Annotated in this window: 17 protein-coding genes; 13 read left to right on the top strand and 4 right to left on the bottom strand. The window is 56.5% G+C overall.

The window, feature by feature from the left end; all coding sequences use genetic code 11:
• The first annotated feature begins 49 nt into the window (after positions 1-49).
• On the top strand, positions 50-2,728 hold the full coding sequence (gene pepN / locus AB7E06_RS06185; protein WP_427955735.1) for an aminopeptidase N: 2,679 nt from the start codon (positions 50-52) through the stop codon (positions 2,726-2,728).
• Positions 2,725-3,750, top strand: a complete 1,026-nt coding sequence (locus AB7E06_RS06180) for a class 1 fructose-bisphosphatase (RefSeq protein ID WP_321278717.1) — start codon at positions 2,725-2,727, stop codon at positions 3,748-3,750. The genes pepN and AB7E06_RS06180 overlap by 4 nt, the downstream gene beginning before the upstream one ends.
• A 258-nt stretch (positions 3,751-4,008) precedes the next feature.
• Here AB7E06_RS06180 and AB7E06_RS06175 read toward each other — a convergent pair whose 3' ends face one another.
• Positions 4,009-4,995, bottom strand: coding sequence for a quinone oxidoreductase family protein (locus tag AB7E06_RS06175; protein WP_162496897.1), 987 nt, complete (start codon positions 4,993-4,995; stop codon positions 4,009-4,011).
• 149 nt (positions 4,996-5,144) lie between these two features.
• Here AB7E06_RS06175 and AB7E06_RS06170 point away from each other — a divergent pair, with 149 nt between their 5' ends.
• From AB7E06_RS06170 to AB7E06_RS06160, 3 genes are all read left to right on the top strand, one after another.
• Positions 5,145-6,005, top strand: coding sequence for a DMT family transporter (locus AB7E06_RS06170; protein WP_094197241.1), 861 nt, complete (start codon positions 5,145-5,147; stop codon positions 6,003-6,005).
• Positions 6,006-6,330: 325 nt separating this feature from the next.
• A complete protein-coding gene (locus AB7E06_RS06165; protein ID WP_108727715.1) occupies positions 6,331-6,789 on the top strand; it encodes a hypothetical protein in 459 nt (152 codons plus the stop codon).
• Between the two features lie 140 nt (positions 6,790-6,929).
• Positions 6,930-7,421, top strand: a complete 492-nt coding sequence (locus AB7E06_RS06160) for a MarR family winged helix-turn-helix transcriptional regulator (RefSeq protein ID WP_159086128.1) — start codon at positions 6,930-6,932, stop codon at positions 7,419-7,421.
• A gap of 127 nt (positions 7,422-7,548) precedes the next feature.
• Here AB7E06_RS06160 and AB7E06_RS06155 read toward each other — a convergent pair whose 3' ends face one another.
• From AB7E06_RS06155 to AB7E06_RS06145, 3 genes are all read right to left on the bottom strand, one after another.
• Complete coding sequence (locus AB7E06_RS06155) at positions 7,549-8,619, bottom strand: tartrate dehydrogenase (RefSeq protein ID WP_108727717.1); 1,071 nt, start codon at positions 8,617-8,619, stop codon at positions 7,549-7,551.
• Positions 8,620-8,748: 129 nt separating this feature from the next.
• Positions 8,749-9,687 carry a 2-hydroxyacid dehydrogenase gene (locus AB7E06_RS06150; protein ID WP_125276571.1) on the bottom strand — a complete coding sequence of 313 codons (939 nt, stop codon included), beginning with the start codon at positions 9,685-9,687 and terminating at the stop codon, positions 8,749-8,751.
• Positions 9,687-11,189: a helicase HerA-like domain-containing protein gene (locus tag AB7E06_RS06145; RefSeq protein WP_094197244.1), complete on the bottom strand. Its 1,503-nt coding sequence runs from the start codon at positions 11,187-11,189 to the stop codon at positions 9,687-9,689. Before AB7E06_RS06145 ends, AB7E06_RS06150 begins: the two co-directional genes overlap by 1 nt.
• Before the next feature lie 139 nt (positions 11,190-11,328).
• Between AB7E06_RS06145 and AB7E06_RS06140 the strand changes: the two genes are divergently transcribed.
• The 8 genes from AB7E06_RS06140 to dsbG all read left to right on the top strand — a co-directional run bounded on the left by AB7E06_RS06140 (position 11,329) and on the right by dsbG (position 17,609).
• On the top strand, positions 11,329-12,060 hold the full coding sequence (locus AB7E06_RS06140; protein WP_026483044.1) for a YebC/PmpR family DNA-binding transcriptional regulator: 732 nt from the start codon (positions 11,329-11,331) through the stop codon (positions 12,058-12,060).
• Between the two features lie 48 nt (positions 12,061-12,108).
• Positions 12,109-13,398: a phosphoribosylamine--glycine ligase gene (purD, locus tag AB7E06_RS06135; protein ID WP_094197245.1), complete on the top strand. Its 1,290-nt coding sequence runs from the start codon at positions 12,109-12,111 to the stop codon at positions 13,396-13,398.
• Between the two features lie 21 nt (positions 13,399-13,419).
• Positions 13,420-14,325 carry an oxygen-dependent coproporphyrinogen oxidase gene (hemF, locus tag AB7E06_RS06130; RefSeq protein WP_108727720.1) on the top strand — a complete coding sequence of 302 codons (906 nt, stop codon included), beginning with the start codon at positions 13,420-13,422 and terminating at the stop codon, positions 14,323-14,325.
• A complete protein-coding gene (nadD, locus tag AB7E06_RS06125) occupies positions 14,316-14,933 on the top strand; it encodes a nicotinate (nicotinamide) nucleotide adenylyltransferase (protein WP_108727721.1) in 618 nt (205 codons plus the stop codon). Before hemF ends, nadD begins: the two co-directional genes overlap by 10 nt.
• 8 nt (positions 14,934-14,941) lie before the next feature.
• Positions 14,942-15,340: a ribosome silencing factor gene (gene rsfS, locus AB7E06_RS06120; RefSeq protein ID WP_121739216.1), complete on the top strand. Its 399-nt coding sequence runs from the start codon at positions 14,942-14,944 to the stop codon at positions 15,338-15,340.
• Between the two features lie 244 nt (positions 15,341-15,584).
• Positions 15,585-16,055 (top strand): 23S rRNA (pseudouridine(1915)-N(3))-methyltransferase RlmH, encoded by a 471-nt coding sequence (gene rlmH / locus AB7E06_RS06115; protein ID WP_094197248.1) that lies wholly within the window; start codon positions 15,585-15,587, stop codon positions 16,053-16,055.
• 23 nt (positions 16,056-16,078) lie between these two features.
• A complete protein-coding gene (locus AB7E06_RS06110) occupies positions 16,079-16,696 on the top strand; it encodes a Maf family protein (RefSeq protein WP_264671799.1) in 618 nt (205 codons plus the stop codon).
• Positions 16,697-16,835: 139 nt separating this feature from the next.
• The gene (gene dsbG, locus AB7E06_RS06105) at positions 16,836-17,609 is read left to right on the top strand and encodes a thiol:disulfide interchange protein DsbG (RefSeq protein WP_094197250.1); all 774 of its coding nucleotides are present in this window, start codon (positions 16,836-16,838) and stop codon (positions 17,607-17,609) included.
• Positions 17,610-17,623: the final 14 nt, after the last annotated feature.

Below are 17,623 nucleotides of genomic sequence, written 5' to 3'. Positions count from 1 at the left end.
AAACAACATTACAATAGACCATCTTTTTCGATTGTCGGACCAGGATCACATGCGCACAGACACCTTACCCACGATCTCCCGTCACGATTACCAACCCTACCCCTATCAAATAGAAAAGGTACGGTTGGAATTTGATTTGGCGGCCGAGCAAACCTTGGTTCGTCTGGCTTTTCGAGCCAGCAGCCGGGATGGCCAGATCCGCCCCCTGGTGCTGGATGGCGAAGACATTGAACTCATTGAAATCAGTCTGAATGGCGTCGCCCTGAACGCCCAGGATTACCAGCTTGATGAGCAGGGCCTGGCGCTCTCGCCGGCGGCCACAGAGTTTGACGTGGTACTGGTGAGCCGCTGCCGCCCCCAAGAGAACACCATGCTGATGGGCCTGTATATCTCGGGCCAGAACCTATTTACTCAATGCGAAGCCCAGGGCTTTCGCCGCATCACTTTCTTTCCGGACCGCCCCGATGTGATGTCCCGCTATGAAGTGGTGCTGCGTGGCGATGCCAAGCGCTACCCGTATCTGCTCTCCAATGGCAATTTGCTGGAAAGCACCACACTGGACGATGGCCGTACTCAAGCTATCTGGGAAGACCCCTTTCCAAAACCTTCTTATTTATTTGCGCTGGTGGCCGGCGATTTTGATGTACGCGAGCGTGAAATCAAAAAGGCCAATGGCCAGCCTGCCCTATTGCAGGTTTATTGCGATCGTGGTGACGGCGATAAAACAGAATGGGCCATGCAATGCCTGGAGCATTCAGTACGCTGGGATGAGCAACGCTTCGGCCTGGAACTGGATCTGGACCGCTTCATGATTGTGGCCGCTCGCGACTTCAATATGGGCGCGATGGAAAACAAGGGCCTGAACATTTTTAATTCCGCCTATGTGCTGGCCGATGCACAAAGCACCACCGATGCGTCCTTCAACGCCGTCGAAGCCGTTATTGGTCACGAATATTTCCACAACTGGACGGGCAACCGCGTGACGTGCCGCGACTGGTTCCAGCTCTCCTTGAAAGAAGGCCTGACGGTGTTCCGCGACCAGGAGTTCTCGGCAGACATGTTGGCGCAAGGACTGGACGGCCCTCAAGCTGCCAGCGCTCGTGCCGTCAAACGCATTGATGATGTCAGCGTCTTGCGCGCGGCCCAATTTCCTGAAGATGCCGGCCCGATGGCTCACCCTATCCGTCCCGAGAGCTATCAGGAAATCAGCAACTTTTATACCGCCACGATTTACGAGAAAGGCGCTGAAGTCATTCGCATGCAGCACACCTTGCTGGGCGAAGAAAACTTTCAGGCTGGCATTCGTGAATACTTCAAGCGCCATGACGGCCAAGCGGTCACGTGCGATGATTTCGTGGACAGCATGGACAGCGTGTATCGCCAAGTCAAGCCTGGCCGCAGCCTGGAACAGTTCCGACGCTGGTATCAGCAGGCCGGCACTCCCCGCGTTCAGGTCAGCCTGCAACACGACCCCGCCACCCAGACCGCTACGCTGACCCTGCGCCAAAGCAATGCCCCCGCTGGGATTGAAAACAAATCCACGCCCAAACCCCCTTTGCATATCCCCTTTGCCCTGGGCATGCTGGATCAACAAGGCGCTCCCTTAACCCTGCACCTGGATGATCAGCAAGGCGATACGCTGGTGCTGGATTTCACTGAAGCGGAACAAAGCTGGACCTTCACGCAGATTCCCGACGCTCCGGTTCTGTCCCTGCTGCGCAATTTCTCTGCCCCCGTGCGGGTGGACTACTACCGTCCGGATTCCGAGCTGGCTTTGCTAGCCCGCCACGACACGGATCCATTTGCACGCTGGGAAGCGGCGCAGTTGCTGGCTACCCGTCTGATTTTGTCCTCGGCCTCGGGACGCACTCCTTCGGCCACACAATTGGCGACCGTAGTGCAAACCTGGCATGCGCTGGTACAAGACCCCGCCTTAAGCCCTGCTTACAAGGCCCGCATCCTGTCCCTTCCCAGCGAGCGTGAATTGCTGGAACAGACCCAGCCCATGACCCCGCGTGCCGTTGTTCAAGCCCGCCGTCAACTCCAACGTGAACTGGGTCTGGCCCTGACTCCCTACTGGCAAGAGCTGTACCAGTACCTGAGCCTGGAACAGGCTCCTTACAGCCCAGACGCCTTGCAGGCAGGCCAGCGCTCCTTGCGCAATCTGGCTCTGAATTATCTGCTGGTTGCCGGCGTGAGTACCGGCCCACGGTTGGCACGCAATCAATACGATCAGGCCACCAATATGACTGATCGCATGGGTGCCTTAAGTGCGCTGGTGAACTACGGCGACCAAGAAGATCGCCAAGACGGCCTGGATGACTTTTTCCAGCGCTGGCAAGACAATCCCCTGGTGCTGGACCGCTGGTTCAGCTTGCAGGCCACCGCCCCCAGCACACAAGTTGCCCAAGTGCGCGCCTTGATGCTGCATCCGGCTTTCTCGATGCGCAATCCCAACCGCGCTCGCTCTCTGATTTTCCAGTTTTGCATGAATAATATGCAGGCGGTACACACGCCCGAAGGCTATACCTTCTGGGCCGAGCAAGTCATTGCCCTGGACAAGCTCAACCCGGAAATCTCTGCCCGTCTGGCCCGTGTGTTTGATAACTGGGCCCGCTTTGAACCCGAAGCCCGCGACCTGCTCAAGGCAGCGCTGGAGCGTATTCAGGCCGAACCCGGCCTGTCGGGTAATGTGGCCGAAATCGTACATAAAGCATTAACTCTTTGACCTCGGAGTCTGTCTTGAAGAAAAACCTTACTCAGTATCTGGTGGAGCAACAGCGCCAGAAAAAAACGGTCACCGCCGATGTGCGCCTACTACTGGAGACCGTGGCTCGCGCGTGCAAGGCCATTGGCCATGCCGTCAGCAAAGGGGCGCTGGGCGGCGTTCTGGGTTCTCTGGACTCCGAGAACGTCCAGGGCGAAGTTCAGAAAAAACTGGACGTCCTGTCCAATGAAATTCTGCTGGAAGCCAATGAATGGGGCGGCAATCTGGCTGCCATGGCCTCCGAGGAAATGGACACCCTGCACCGTATCCCCGACTACTACCCCAAGGGCGAAAACCTGCTCTTGTTCGATCCGCTGGATGGCTCATCCAATATTGACGTGAACGTGTCCATTGGCACGATCTTCTCGGTGCTGAGCGTACCGCCTGAAGCGCGTGACCGCGTCATCGAAGAGCAGGACTTCCTGCAGCCCGGCATGCGCCAGGTTGCGGCCGGTTATGCCATTTACGGCCCACAAACCATGCTGGTACTGACTGTGGGTGACGGCGTTGCCGCGTTCACGCTGGACAAGGAAATGGGCTCCTGGGTATTGACCACTGAGCGCGTCACCATCCCTGAGGACACCGCTGAATTTGCCATCAACATGTCTAATATGCGTCACTGGGAAGCTCCGGTAAAACGCTATATCGACGACTGTCTGGCAGGCCCAGAAGGCCCACTGGGTAAAAGCTACAATATGCGCTGGATCGCCTCCATGGTGGCCGATGTACACCGCATCCTGACCCGTGGCGGTATCTTCATGTATCCCCGTGATGCCCGCGCCTCCGGTCGCAAAGGCAAGCTGCGTTTGATGTACGAAGCCAACCCCATGAGCTTCCTGGTCGAGCAGGCTGGTGGCTTGTCGATTGACGGCACACAGCGCATTCTGGACGTGCAGCCTACAGAACTGCATCAGCGCATTGGCGTGATTCTGGGTTCGCGCAATGAGGTCGAGCGCGTGCGCCAATACCACGAGCAGGGTTGACTTCTATCCGCTGCACGCCAGCGGACACCGTTGCTTTGCTGAAATGAAAATGGCCTCCAGATTGGAGGCCATTTTTTTAGAAGGCAAACTATTCAGGCTGACTGCTGAGCACGTCTTTTCAACTACCAGATAGGTAAATTGGGAAATAACGTAAAGCCAACAAGGGCAGATGAGTGGTTCATAAGCACACCTCTGGTCTCAAGCACAGCGCTGAACAAAGACTATCTGTTCATCACTCTCTACACCCGATAATCCGCTTTAATCCAGTGTCAAAACGGTAGACCCCGTCGTGCGACGACCCGCCAAAGCCTCATGCGCCTGGGCAACCTGATCCAGTGCAAAGCGTTGGCCAATCAGCGGCTTGATCTTGCCTTGCAAAACCAGCTCGAACATCTCATCTGCCGCGGCCTGCATGGTTTCCTGCGTCGGCACATAAGCACCCAGAACAGGACGAGTCACATACAAGGAACCCTTGGCGGCCAGAGTCGCCAGATTCACACCGGTTACCGGGCCGGAGGCATTGCCAAAGCTGACCATCAAGCCACGCGGTTGCAAGCAATCCAGCGAACGCTCCCAGGTGTCTTTACCCACACCGTCATAAACGACCGGCACTTTTTGGCCATTGGTCAGTTCCAGTACACGCTGCACCACATCTTCATAGGAGTAATCAATCACTTCCCAAGCACCATTCGCTTTCGCCAGTGCTGCTTTTTCGGGGCCAGAAACCGTACCAATCAATTTCACACCCAAGGCACGCGCCCATTGGCAGGCATACAAACCCACGCCACCGGCAGCGGCATGGAACAGAATCGTCTGGCCTTCATGCACACGATAAGTCTGGCGCAGCAAGTACCAGCAAGTCAGACCTTTCAGCATCATGGCTGCGGCCTGCTCAAAAGAGACAGCATCGGGAATACGCACGACACGGTCGGCAGGTACATTACGTGCTTGGGCATACGCCCCCAGGGGACTTTGACCGTAAGCGACGCGATCACCCACTTTCAGGTGCGTGACACCCGAACCGACTGCTTCCACAATGCCAGACGCCTCAAACCCCAAACCATGGGGCAAGGGATGGCTGTAGAGGCCATTACGGAAATAAATATCGATAAAGTTCAAACCCACCGCCTTTTGCCGTATGGTGACTTCTTGTTCCTGCGGAGCAGGTAACTCTACCGAAGCCCACTGCAATACCTCCGGGCCTCCATTACGTTCAATCCGTATCGCCTTAACCATCTGCGTCATTGTTTTACTCCTTTGATGAGGGGGCCCGTTGCAATGTCTTAGAATAATGCCTTACACGTATTGCCTGCCCGACCCCGCTGCCCTATCGCTGGCTGATCTAAAGCACCAGAATAGCGTAAATTTCACTCTTTTTTCTCGGATCGCTTTCCATGACGCATGGACGTGCTCTGGCAGCCATTCATGTGGCCGCCGTTCTGTTCGGACTGACCGGTATTTTTGGTGAACTCATCCAGGTCGGCGCCATGCTGATCACCGCTGGCCGGGCCAGCTTTGCGGTCCTGGCCTTGTTTATCAGTATCCGCTCTCAAGGACGCGGTTTGGGGCAAGGCATGAAAGCCGCGGACTTTCGTACCCTTCTTATGGCCTCCATCATGCTGGCCATTCACTGGGCCACTTTTTTTGTGGCCGTCAAAGTAGGCGGCGTGGCCATTGCCACCTTGGGGTTTGCCAGCTTCCCGGCCTTCATTACCCTGTGCGAATGGGCCGTATTGCGAGAGCGCGTCACGGTATCGGAATGGATCATTCTGGCTTTGGTCACCGTCGGTTTGTTGCTGGTTACCCCCTCTTTCGACTTTCAGGATCAATCGACCATCGGCTTGGCCTGGGCCATTGCCTCCGGCTTTACCTTTGCCATGTTCACCCTGATCAACCGCCGCGCTGCCAAACATTTGTCGGCACAGCAAGTGGCCTGGTGGGAGAACCTGTTTGTCGCCCTGATGTGCTGGCCTTTTGCCATACCGCTGCTGGGCGATAGCACATTATTAGACTGGTTCTGGATTGCCCTGCTGGGAGTGTTTTGCACAGCGCTGTCACACTACCTGCTGGTCTCTGCACTCAGCGTTCTGAATGCGCGCAGCGCCGGGATTGTGATCGCCCTGGAGCCCGTCTACGCCATTGCCTTTGCGGCTCTGCTCTTCGCTCAATACCCCAGCAGCCGTGCGCTGCTGGGCGGTGCCATCATGATTGGCGCCATCACTTGGGCAGGCCTGCGCCCACCCAAGTCCAACTAAGGATTTAGGCCATCGCTTCCAAAGTCTGGGCGATGGCCATTCTTGCCTTTTCCCTACTTATTGGCCCGATGGCGCAATACCAATCGGGCCAGAACATCAAATAGCTGGGCTCACCTAAGCCTTCATCCAGCACCCTCACTGAGAAAGAGCCCCCCCCCCAAAGAACGCCCTTTTCTGTCGATACTCAAAAGCGCTATGACTCAATTGAGCCACCTCAAAATGACAACCAATTTCCACACTGGAAATCAGTTACCATTATAATGAGCTGTACAGCAATGACTGACGCTCTATCTTTCTCAACGCACAAGCACCTCGGAAGGTAACCATGGTAAAAAAATCACCTGGGATAAAACCTAAAATTCATGCGATTGCTGGCGGCCTTGCCGGGATCGTAATCTTCAGTTTTCTGCTTTCCACGACGCTGGTCGAGATTCTTGGCAGCCAGCAAGAAATCGCTTTCGTAAAACGTATGATCGTTTTTCCAGGGCTATTCATATTGGTTCCGCTGCTTGCCCTCACAGGCGGGCTAGGGAAAGCGATGGCAGGCTCCGCCTCGCATCCCACACTGGCAATTAAAATCAAGCGTATGAAAATCATTGCCGCGTTCGGTATCGTGATTTTGATACCCAGTGCACTGGCGCTATCCAAGCTAGCAGCATCAGGCACCTTCGGGCCAATGTTCATCCTCATCCAAACCATAGAAATTTTGGCTGGCGTCACAAACCTAAGCCTCATCATCTTGAATGCTAAAGATGGTGCCGCTCTGTCAAAGCCGGGGTACTGAGACTGCTCAGCAGGAAATATCAAACGCCACAACATTTGAAACCGGTACTATGGGATGCCACTCAACTTACGGCGGCAACCGGTATCCACGAAAGGAGCTTAACGATTAGCAACTACTCTGATAGCAGTCAAAAGCAATCATTGACGGAAATCATTCTCGCCATTTTCCGCTTGAAAACTGCACTACTTGAAAATGGGAATGAACTGGTGCGGACTATCGTGACAGATAGCACCAACTGGCAAGTCTTGGGCGCTCTCGCACTCGCCAACCACGCCATGACCGCTCCCATGGTGGCTGAAAGTATGGGGATGACGCGCCAGGGAGCACAAAAGCGCTTGAACAAGCTCGCTGAAGACGGATTGGTGAAACCACATTCCAATCCTCGCCACGATCGCTCGCCAATTTGGGAACTCACTGATACCGGGCAGGAAGCCTATCAACAGATCATGAGCCGCTATGATGTCTGGCTCCAATCCCTACTTCCACAATTTCAATCCGCAAGCGCTGACTTAGCTACGACTCGTCAGGTGCTGACAGAGCTGGAAAAAGCACTCAATCACACTGATATCAAAAACGACGTCCTACCCAACATTGATGGTGGGCACCCGATATCCAAAACCAACACACCGTAGCGCACGTCATCGCCACAGCGGCCTTGTGATGTTCCGTGGTCGCTAGCTTTGAGCACTACTTCATGCAATCACTACAAGTACAAACCAACTTGGGCAGGCCTGCGCCCACCCAAGTCCAGCTAAGGGTTTAGGCCATCGCTTCCAAAGTCTGGGCGATGGCAGCACCGACTTCTGAGGTGCTCGCCTGGCCGCCCAGATCGGGCGTACGCGGACCATTAGCCAACACCTGCTCAATGGCTTGCACTACTTCGGCCGCTGCCTGTGGGTAGCCCAGAAAATCCAGCATCAAGGCACCACTCCAGATTTGACCGACCGGGTTGGCAATACCCTTGCCGTAGATATCCGGTGCCGAGCCATGCACGGGCTCGAACAAGGATGGAAACACACGTTCAGGGTTCAGGTTGGCCGACGGCGCAATACCGATGGTGCCGGTACATGCCGGCCCCAGATCGGACAAGATATCGCCAAACAGGTTGGAAGCCACCACCACATCGAACCAGTCCGGGTGCTGTACAAAGTGAGCACATAGAATGTCGATGTGATACTTGTCCCACTTCACATCCGGGTATTGCTCGCCCATGGCGGCCACGCGGGAATCCCACCAAGGCATGGAAATCGAAATACCGTTGGATTTGGTCGCGGCGGTGACGTGCTTGCCTCGTTTTTTAGCCAGTTCAAAAGCGAACTTCAAAACACGGTCTGTACCGGTGCGGGTAAAGACGCTTTCCTGAATGACCACTTCGCGCTGCGTGCCTTCAAACAGGATGCCGCCGCTATTGGAGTACTCGCCCTCGGTATTCTCGCGCACGATAAAGAAATCAATATCACCAGGTTCACGACCTGCCAGCGGCGAACGCACACCGGGCATCAAACGCACGGGACGCAAGTTGATGTACTGATCAAATTCACGACGGAATTTAAACAAGGACTCCCACAGAGAAACATGGTCAGGCACCAGATCAGGCCAGCCCATGGCACCAAAGAAAATGGCCTCGGTATCCATCAACTGGGCTTTCCAATCTGACGGCATCATGGTGCCGTGCTTCTGGTAGTAGTCCGAGCTCCAGTCCAGCACTTTCCAATCAAAATTGATGGCGTGACGACGAGCAGCCACTTCCAAAATACGCAGCCCTTCAGGCATGACTTCCTTGCCGATCCCGTCTCCCGCGATCACGGCAATGCGATGAACTTTACTCATTCCTCTATCCTTGTGGTTTTAGCTGGCCGCAATGGCCTTATTTTGAAAAAGCACTGCTTCGTTCACGAAACAGCAGGCAGCCTGTCAGCTTCCACCGTGCTGGCAGACTGGCCCTCAATTTGAAAACGCTTAATAACCCTGACTATGATCCACTCGTCCGGCCGCTGGTTTACCTTGCTGCAAAAGCTCGATACGTGAGCCAATTTGCTCCAGCGCCAGCTCTCGCACGGTGATGCCCGAAATATGCGGCGTAACCATCACAGAAGGAATGCCCCAATACGGATGATCCGCAGGCAGCGGCTCCTGGGTGAAGGCATCCAGCAAAGCGCCTGACAGATGACCGCTTTTGAGCGCGTCCAGCACATCCGCATCGACCAAATGTCCACCACGAGCCACGTTGATCAAAAAACCACCGGGCTGCAAATTGGACAACAGGTCGCGGTTGATCAGCCCTTCCGTTTGCGGCGTCAGTGGCAAAGCGTTGACCAGGATACGGCTGGCAGAGACGCACGCTTTCAGGCCCTCTTCACCCGCATAGCAAGGGAAGTCCGCTTCATGCAGACGACGCGACCAGCCACGCACAGGATAGCCCAGGCTGGCGATGACCTTGGCAATCTTGCTGCCAATTGCGCCCAGCCCCAAGACGGCTACCGGCCACTGCCGACGATCAATCGGGCGATAGGCTTTCCACTTGCCCTCGCGCGCCTGCTCTTCGTAGGGCTGAAAACGACCCACGGCACGCAGTACACCATACAAGGCATATTCGGCCATTTGCTCGGCCATGCCCGCGTCCTCCAGACGGTACAAAGGCATCTCGGCTGGGATACGGCCTGCCACCGCATCCACGCCCGCCCCCAGATTGAAAGTGGCGCGCAGCGTAGGTTCCTGCTTGAACAAGGCCGTATCCGGTTGCCACACCACAGCGTAGGTCGCCCCGGTGCTGGGCTGACCCGCTACGAACTCGTCAACTTTCCAATCAGGGTAGGCCTTGCGGAATTCGTCCGCCCAACGTGTGGTTTCTGATGGCCGTGCGGTGGCAATAATTAAATGCGGCAGTTGCAAGGGCATTAACGTTTTCCTCCAAATAAAGAGCCCAATACCCCACGCAGCACTTTAGTGGCAGCCCGTTTGGTCTCGGTTCTAATCATGCTTTGCACCAAACCGTCTTTCTTGCCACCGCGCGGCCCTGTTGATCCAAATAGAAAGTCATTGACCACGCCCATCAAGCCATCGTCCTTGTTTGCTGGCGCGCCGACCTGTGTGGCGCCTGCTGCACCATTGGCGGCGGCGTCCGCTGTTTTCTTGGCCAGCACCTCGTAGGCGGATTCGCGGTCAATAGCCTGGTCGTATTTCAAGCCGAACAAGGAGGCTTGTCGAACCGCCTGTCGCTCGGCATCAGTGGCCGGGCCAATCCGGCTACCTGGAGCCACCAGCCAGGCACGCTCGGTAGGCGTGGGAATGCCCTTGGCATCCAGCATGGACACCAAAGCCTCCCCCACCCCCAGCTCGGTAATCGCCGCTTCAATATCCAAACCGGGATTAGGGCGCATCGTTTGCGCTGCTGTCTTGACAGCCTTCTGATCACGCGGCGTAAAGGCGCGCAAAGCGTGCTGAACCCGATTACCCAACTGGCCCAGAACGGTATCAGGAATATCCAGCGGGTTTTGTGTCACGAAATAAATACCCACGCCTTTGGAGCGGATCAGACGCACGACCTGCTCGACTTTTTCCAGCAAAGCCTTGGGGGCACCTGTAAACAATAAGTGGGCTTCGTCAAAAAAGAAAACCAGACGCGGTTTGTCCAGATCGCCCACTTCCGGCAGGCGCTCGTACAGATCAGCCAGCATCCACAACAGAAATACCGCGTACAAACGAGGCGATTGCATCAGCTTGTCAGCGGCCAGCACATTGATCATGCCGCGCCCGGCAGAGTCGGTACGAATCCAATCCATCACATCCAGGGCGGGTTCGCCAAAGAAGCGATCCGCCCCTTGGGTTTCCAGGCGCAGCAAGGCGCGTTGAATGGCCCCTACGCTAGCGGCAGCAATATTGCCGTACTGATTACGCAGCTCGGCAGCACGATCCGATAGGTCTTGCAGCAAGGCACGCAAATCCTTCAAGTCCAGAATCAGTTGTCCCTCATCATCAGCCACCCGGAACAGAATGTTCAATATTCCTTCCTGGGTGTCATTGAGCTCCAGAATCTGGGCCAACAGCAAAGGCCCCATGTCGGAGATGGTGGCGCGCACTGGATGGCCCTGCTCGCCAAAAATGTCCCAGAAAGCAACCGGATTGGCGCCCCAGGCCGGTTCAGGCAGCCCCAGCTTTTGCAGACGCTCCTGCAATTTGGGATTGGGCTGGGCAGCCTGAGAAATTCCGCTCAAGTCTCCCTTGGCATCGGCCAGAAAAACCGGGGTTCCCTGCCGGGAAAAAGCCTCGGCCAGTACTTGCAAGGTGACAGTTTTTCCTGTCCCTGTCGCCCCCGTAATACAACCATGCCGGTTAGCCAGAGCAGGCAACAGGTAAATGGGAGTATTGCTGTTTTGAGCAAGCAAAATTGGATCGGCCATGATTGTTTGTTCTCTTCCGGATAGAATGCCAAGTGCCTAGATTCTAGCGACTTTCGCCCAAGCTCGGGCCTTGTCGCACAGACAGGTTAAAATAGATCTGTTTTTCTTTGAACGTAGTCTACTGAATTGGTAATACTTTATGGCCGGACATAGTAAATGGGCGAATATTCAGCACCGTAAAGGTCGTCAGGACGCAAAACGGGGCAAACTTTGGACCAAGATCATTCGTGAGGTCACCGTGGCCGCGCGTGCCGGCGGCCCTGACCCCGAGTCCAACCCACGTTTGCGCATGGCCTGGGACAAGGCAACCGCGGCCAATATGCCCAAAGACAACATTCTGCGCGCCATCCAGCGCGGCGCAGGCGGGGCAGACGACGCCAACTACGAAGAAATTCGCTACGAAGGCTATGGCATTAACGGTGCTGCCGTTATTGTGGACTGCATGACTGACAACCGTCAGCGCACGGTCTCGGATGTGCGTCACGCCTTTACCAAAAATGGCGGCAATCTGGGTCTGGACGGCTCGGTCGTGTTTCAATTTCGCCACTGCGGTCAGTTTCTGTTCGCCCCAGGCACCTCGGAAGACACGATTATGGAGATCGGCCTGGAGGCCGGTGCCGACGACATCGTGACGGATGAAGAAGGCCTGATCGAAGTGCTATGCGCTCCCACGGACTACCCGGCTGTGCAAGCAGCGTTCCAGGCAGCCGGTCTGACCCCCGAAGTAGAGGGTGTCGTCATGAAAGCCCTGAACGAGACCGAACTGAGCGGCGATGATGCCGTCAAAATGCAAAAACTTCTGGACGCACTGGAAGGCCTGGACGATGTCCAAGAGGTCTACACCACCGCTGTCATGGACGAAGCCGAATAACCTGATTCCTGAAAACTCCTCTTTGCGGGCCCTGCCCGACTCATCACTATGAAGCTACTTGTTGTCGGCAGCGGCGGCCGTGAACACGCCTTGGCATGGCGCCTGGCCCAATCTGCACGCGTACAGACTGTCTACGTTGCCCCGGGCAATGGCGGTACCGCACGTGCCGAACGTATTGAAAACCTGGCGATCACCGATATCCAGGAACTGATTGCCTTTGTGAAGCAAGAAAAAATTGCCTTCACCGTCGTTGGCCCGGAAGCGCCTCTGGCCGCTGGCATTGTGGACGCCTTCCGTGCGGCCGGCCTGAAAATCTTTGGTCCCACCCAGGCTGCTGCGCAGCTCGAAAGCTCCAAGGACTACGCCAAGGCTTTCATGGTGCGCCACAACATTCCAACAGCCGCCTACGCAACCTTTACCGACCCGGACGCCGCCAAGGATTACATCCGCCAGCAAGGCGCACCCATTGTGGTCAAGGCCGACGGCCTGGCCGCTGGCAAGGGTGTGATCGTGGCTACCACGCTGGAAGAAGCACTGAGCGCCATTGACGATATTCTGGGCGATGGCCGCTTTGGTGCTGCCGGTGCCCGCGTGGTCGTGGAAGAGTGCCTGACCGGCGAGGAAGCCAGCTTCATCGTGATGTGCGACGGCAAGCATGTACTGCCGATGGCCACCAGTCAGGATCACAAACGTCTGAAAGACGGCGATCAAGGCCCGAACACGGGTGGCATGGGCGCTTACTCCCCTGCCCCTATCGTCAGTCCTACGCTGCACAACCGCATCATGCGCGAAGTCATTCACCCCACCATGCAAGGCATGGCCAAGGAAGGCTTGCCCTACTCCGGTTTTCTGTACGCTGGCGTGATGATTGACGATGGTCCGGACGCAACCCGTCCGATCAAAGTGCTGGAATTCAACTGCCGCATGGGCGACCCTGAAACCCAGCCCATCATGATGCGCATCAAAAGCGATCTGACCGAAACCTTCGAGCTGGCTCTGGCTGGCAAGCTGGACGAGGCCACTATCGAATGGGATCGTCGTACCGCGATTGGCGTAGTACTGGCTGCGGCCAACTACCCCGAAGAGCCTCGTACCGGTGATGCCATCACCCAGTTTGCGAAAGACACCGACGAGTGCATCACCTTCCATGCGGGCACTCAAATGAAAGACGGTACCGTCGTCACCTCTGGTGGTCGTGTACTGTGCGTGACCGCCATGGCCGACTCCATCCGTCGCGCTCAGGAAGCCGCTTACGAGGCCATTTCCCAAACGCATTTCGACGGCAAGCAATTTCGCACCGATATTGGCTGGCGCGCCCTGCCCAGCAACGAATCCTGATTGTCGCAGCAAGGTCTTTTCATGTCTTTACCCATTGATACCGTCCAGGCTTATTTCCGTCAGTTGCAAAGCCACATCGTGGACACTCTGGAGCAACTGGATGGTACGCCCTTCGAGTCGGACCAGTGGGATCGTCCAGAAGGCGGTGGCGGTCTGTCCCGCCTGCTGGAGAACGGCCCCGTGTTCGAGCGGGCTGCCGTTTTGTTCAGCCATGTCAAAGGCCACACCCTGCCTCCTTCGGCCAGCGCCCACCGCCCTGAATTGGCCGGACGCCCCTGGGAGGCCATGGGTGTTTCGCTGGTGATACACCCGCGTAATCCCTTTGTGCCCACCACGCACATGAACGTGCGCATGTTTGTGGCCCAGGCCCAGACAGCGGATCAAGACGATGTATTCTGGTTTGGCGGCGGTATGGACTTAACGCCCTACTACCTGCACGAAGACGATGCCCGCCATTTTCATCAGGTGTGCCACGATGCCCTGGCACCGCACGGTGCGGATTACTACCCGCGCTACAAGCGCTGGTGCGACGAGTATTTCTATCTGAAGCATCGCAACGAAACCCGTGGTATTGGCGGCATTTTCTACGACGATTTGAACGAGTCCGGCTTTGAAGCCAGCTTTGCCCTGACCCGCTCCGTGGGCAACTCCTTTACCGATGCCTACGTGCCCATCGTGCGTGCCCGCATGGATCAGGAATACACCCAGGAAAATCGGGACTTCCAGGCCATTCGTCGTGGCCGCTATGTCGAATTCAATCTGGTCTTTGACCGCGGCACCCTGTTTGGTCTGCAATCGGGGGGGCGTACGGAATCCATCCTGCTGTCCATGCCTCCCCAGGCAAACTGGCGCTACAACTGGTCGCCCGAACCTGGCACACCGGAAGCGGCTTTGGCGCAATACCTGGTGCCTCGCGAATGGATTTAAAGCGAGTCGGGCTCTTGGGTGGCAGTTTCGACCCCATCCATAAAGCCCATATAGCACTGGCTCTTGCTGCATTCGAGCAATTGCAGCTGGATCAGGTTCAACTGCTGCCCGCTGCCCAGCCCTGGCAACGCGACGCCCTGGGTGCCAGCACCCAGGACCGTCTGGCCATGGCCGAGCTGGCCACCCAAAGCCACCACGGGCTGCAAGTGAACCCCGTAGAGATCGAACGCGGCGGCCCCACCTACACCATAGACACGGTGCGCAGCTTGCCTGCCGGGTCGCGGTACTACTGGATTTTAGGCAGCGACCAACTGCATAATTTCTGCAGCTGGAACGACTGGCAGGAAATTCTTGAATACGTCGAGCTGGCGGTGGCCCAGCGCCCCGGCAGTCCTGTGGAAACGCCCGCAGCCTTGCAACAGGAGCTGAGTCGACTTCAGCGCCGTTTACATCAGATCGACTTTCTGCCCATGGACATCTCGGCCACCCAAATTCGGGAGCGAGTGCAGCGCGGTGACAACATCACCGCCCTGGTCCCGGAAGAAGTCGCTCAATACATTGACAAAAAACGGCTCTATCTTTCCCACCCACAGGTGCGCCCTGTATAGTTCTTTTTATGAATATAGAAACACTTCAACGACTCGTCATCGATGCCCTCGAAGACGTCAAAGCTCAAGACATCAAGGTCTTTAGCACTACCCACATGACCGGCCTGTTCGATCGTGTGGTCATCGCCAGTGGTACGTCCAACCGGCAAACCCGCGCTCTGGCCCAGAACGTGTTTGATAAAGCACGTCAAAACAAAGTCGACGTTCTGGCCCATGAAGGCGAGGACACCGGCGAATGGGTATTGCTGGATTTGGGTGACATTGTGGTGCATTGCATGCAGCCCGCCATCCGCCAGTATTACAACCTGGAAGAACTTTGGGGCGAGCGCCCTGTCGAAGTGGAACTGCTGCCGCAATCGCGCCAGGTTCCACCCACTGGCTTTTTCGCCAGCGCCGACGAAGACTAAGCTCTTGCTCCTGCCTGTCGGCAACACCCAGGCCGCAGCTTATGATGCGGCCTTTTTTTTACCGCCGGGCCACCCCAAGGCTCGGCACCCCCGGTAAAAAACGCCCCCTCGGGGATGAGCCCGGACACACAGAAGCCCATTGGGAACGGCTGTGTATCAGGCAAATCCGAGCGGCATACAGGCCGCGAGGGGGAGCGCAAGCCGAAGGCGCAACGTGGGGGCTTTTTTTCTTGTACGACATTTCATGAAACTCATTGTCATTGCCGTCGGTCAGCGTATGCCCGACTGGGTAGAACAAGGTTGGCAGGAATATGCTCGCCGCCTGCCCCAGGACTGCGCCATAGAACTGCGTGAAATCAAGGCTGAGCCCCGTACCAGCGGCAAAACACCTGCCCAGATGATGCAGGCTGAAGCCAAACGTATTGAAGCAGCCATCCCCGCCCAGGCAATGCGTATTGCTCTGGACGAACGCGGCAAGGACCTGACCACCGTCAAGCTAGCCCAGGAACTCGAACGCTGGCGCAGCAGTGGTCAGGATATTGCGATTCTGGTCGGAGGCCCGGACGGGCTGGACGCAACCTTGAAGCAAAGTTGCCACGGCATGCTGCGCCTGTCCTCCCTGACGCTGCCCCACCCTCTGGTACGCATTTTTCTGGCCGAACAACTGTATCGCGCCTGGTCCGTCATGACCGGGCATCCTTATCACCGCGCCTGAATCTTCTTTAGCTCTGATTTTCTATGCCTTTTCAGCCCATCTACTTGGCCTCTGCCAGCCCGCGCCGCCACGACCTGCTCAACAGCATCCAGATTACTCATGAAGTCCTGAATGTACCCAGCCCTCCAGGCGAGGATGAACCCCGTCTGGAACAAGAGGCCGTGCTGGACTATGTTCGGCGTACCGCCCGCGACAAACTGCTGCGCGCGCTGGAATGGCGTGTACAGAACAGCAGCCTGGATCAGGAACGCGCTATTTTAAGTGCCGACACCACGGTCTGCATGGGCGAAGACATTTTTGGCAAACCTGCGGATCTGGACGACGCCGCACGTATCTTGCGCGAGCTCTCGGGCCGCCGTCACAAAGTGATGACAGCCTTGTCCCTGGGCGTAGGTGGAGTGGAATTTGAAAGCATCAGCATTAGCGAAGTCAGCTTCAAAACCCTGAACGAACAAGAAATTGCAGAATACTGTGCCAGCGGTGAACCTATGGGCAAAGCCGGAGCCTATGGCATTCAAGGTCTGGGTGGCGCATTCATCAGCCATTTGAGTGGCAGCTATACCGGCGTGATGGGTTTGCCTGTACACGAAACCTATCGCTTACTGGAATTGGCTAACCTGAAAATCCGCGCCCCCGGTTGAACCAGAGAAACGACCGAATCAGAACAGGCATGGGGAACTATCCAGGCAAGGCCCAGTCCCATCCTTTTATTCCATTTTGATCTTAGTATATATTTTCTTGGTATATACACTCACCGACTGTTTTGCAGGAATAACTACCATGTCGCTTTCTTCTTTTTCGATTCGTCTTGCCCTGGCCGGTTTGCTGTGTGCAAGCACGGCCGCGCAAGCCGCCGACCGTCCCGCTGCACTGAAAGCCCTGGAAGAACAAGGGCTGTCCATTGTGGGCGAGTTTGATGCCCCCGGCGGCCTGAAAGCCTGGGGTGCCTATAGCGGAAATCAGGCGCTGGCTATCTACAACTTGCCCGATGGGCAGCATATGATGGTCGGCACCATGATCGATGCCAAAGGCGAAGAGGTACGTCCTGCAGGCCTGGACGAGCTGGTGCAACCGGCTATCGCCAAAGACATGCTGGGCAAGCTGGAAAAGTCCCGCTGGATCAAAGATGGCGACGATAAGGCCTCACGCGTGGTCTACGTCTTTACCGATCCCAACTGCCCTTACTGCATGCAGTTCTGGCAAATGGCCCGCCCCTGGGTTGAGTCCGGCAAGGTGCAACTGCGTCACATCATGGTGGGCATACTGGCTCCCAGCAGCAGTCTGAAATCGGCCGCCATCCTGGCCGCCAAAGACCCAACCAAGGCCTTGAACGAGCACTCCCTGGCCATGCTGAAAGACCGCAGCGCCGGTGTGAAAGGACTAGACAGCATACCCAGCGACATCGAGGCCGACCTGACCCGCAATGAAGATCTGATGATGGGCTGGGACTTGCGTGCCACCCCCGCCATGGTCTGGCAAGATGAGCAGGGCCGCATTCAAATGCAGACCGGCGCTTCGCCCGACATTGCCGAACGCGTTTTTGGCCCACGCTAATATCAAGCAGGACG

The sequence above is a fragment of the Alcaligenes sp. genome (genome assembly GCF_050255915.1).
Taxonomy (GTDB): Bacteria; Pseudomonadota; Gammaproteobacteria; order Burkholderiales; family Burkholderiaceae_B; genus Alcaligenes; species Alcaligenes aquatilis.
The sequence above is the reverse complement of the archived record's forward strand: the minus strand, read 5'-3'. Positions and strand labels throughout refer to the sequence as shown.

Excerpts from the sequence above, each read along its gene's own strand:
- AB7E06_RS06150 (WP_125276571.1), bottom strand. The coding sequence starts at position 9,687 with ATGCCCTTGCAACTGCCGCATTTAATTATTGCCACCGCACGGCCATCA.
- rlmH (WP_094197248.1), top strand. The coding sequence starts at position 15,585 with ATGAAACTCATTGTCATTGCCGTCGGTCAGCGTATGCCCGACTGGGTA.
- dsbG (WP_094197250.1), top strand. The coding sequence starts at position 16,836 with ATGTCGCTTTCTTCTTTTTCGATTCGTCTTGCCCTGGCCGGTTTGCTG.
- AB7E06_RS06155 (WP_108727717.1), bottom strand. The coding sequence starts at position 8,619 with ATGAGTAAAGTTCATCGCATTGCCGTGATCGCGGGAGACGGGATCGGC.
- AB7E06_RS06175 (WP_162496897.1), bottom strand. The coding sequence starts at position 4,995 with ATGACGCAGATGGTTAAGGCGATACGGATTGAACGTAATGGAGGCCCG.
- rsfS (WP_121739216.1), top strand. The coding sequence starts at position 14,942 with ATGAATATAGAAACACTTCAACGACTCGTCATCGATGCCCTCGAAGAC.
- nadD (WP_108727721.1), top strand. The coding sequence starts at position 14,316 with ATGGATTTAAAGCGAGTCGGGCTCTTGGGTGGCAGTTTCGACCCCATC.
- AB7E06_RS06140 (WP_026483044.1), top strand. The coding sequence starts at position 11,329 with ATGGCCGGACATAGTAAATGGGCGAATATTCAGCACCGTAAAGGTCGT.
- AB7E06_RS06165 (WP_108727715.1), top strand. The coding sequence starts at position 6,331 with ATGGTAAAAAAATCACCTGGGATAAAACCTAAAATTCATGCGATTGCT.
- pepN (WP_427955735.1), top strand. The coding sequence starts at position 50 with ATGCGCACAGACACCTTACCCACGATCTCCCGTCACGATTACCAACCC.
- AB7E06_RS06145 (WP_094197244.1), bottom strand. The coding sequence starts at position 11,189 with ATGGCCGATCCAATTTTGCTTGCTCAAAACAGCAATACTCCCATTTAC.
- hemF (WP_108727720.1), top strand. The coding sequence starts at position 13,420 with ATGTCTTTACCCATTGATACCGTCCAGGCTTATTTCCGTCAGTTGCAA.
- AB7E06_RS06110 (WP_264671799.1), top strand. The coding sequence starts at position 16,079 with ATGCCTTTTCAGCCCATCTACTTGGCCTCTGCCAGCCCGCGCCGCCAC.
- purD (WP_094197245.1), top strand. The coding sequence starts at position 12,109 with ATGAAGCTACTTGTTGTCGGCAGCGGCGGCCGTGAACACGCCTTGGCA.
- AB7E06_RS06170 (WP_094197241.1), top strand. The coding sequence starts at position 5,145 with ATGACGCATGGACGTGCTCTGGCAGCCATTCATGTGGCCGCCGTTCTG.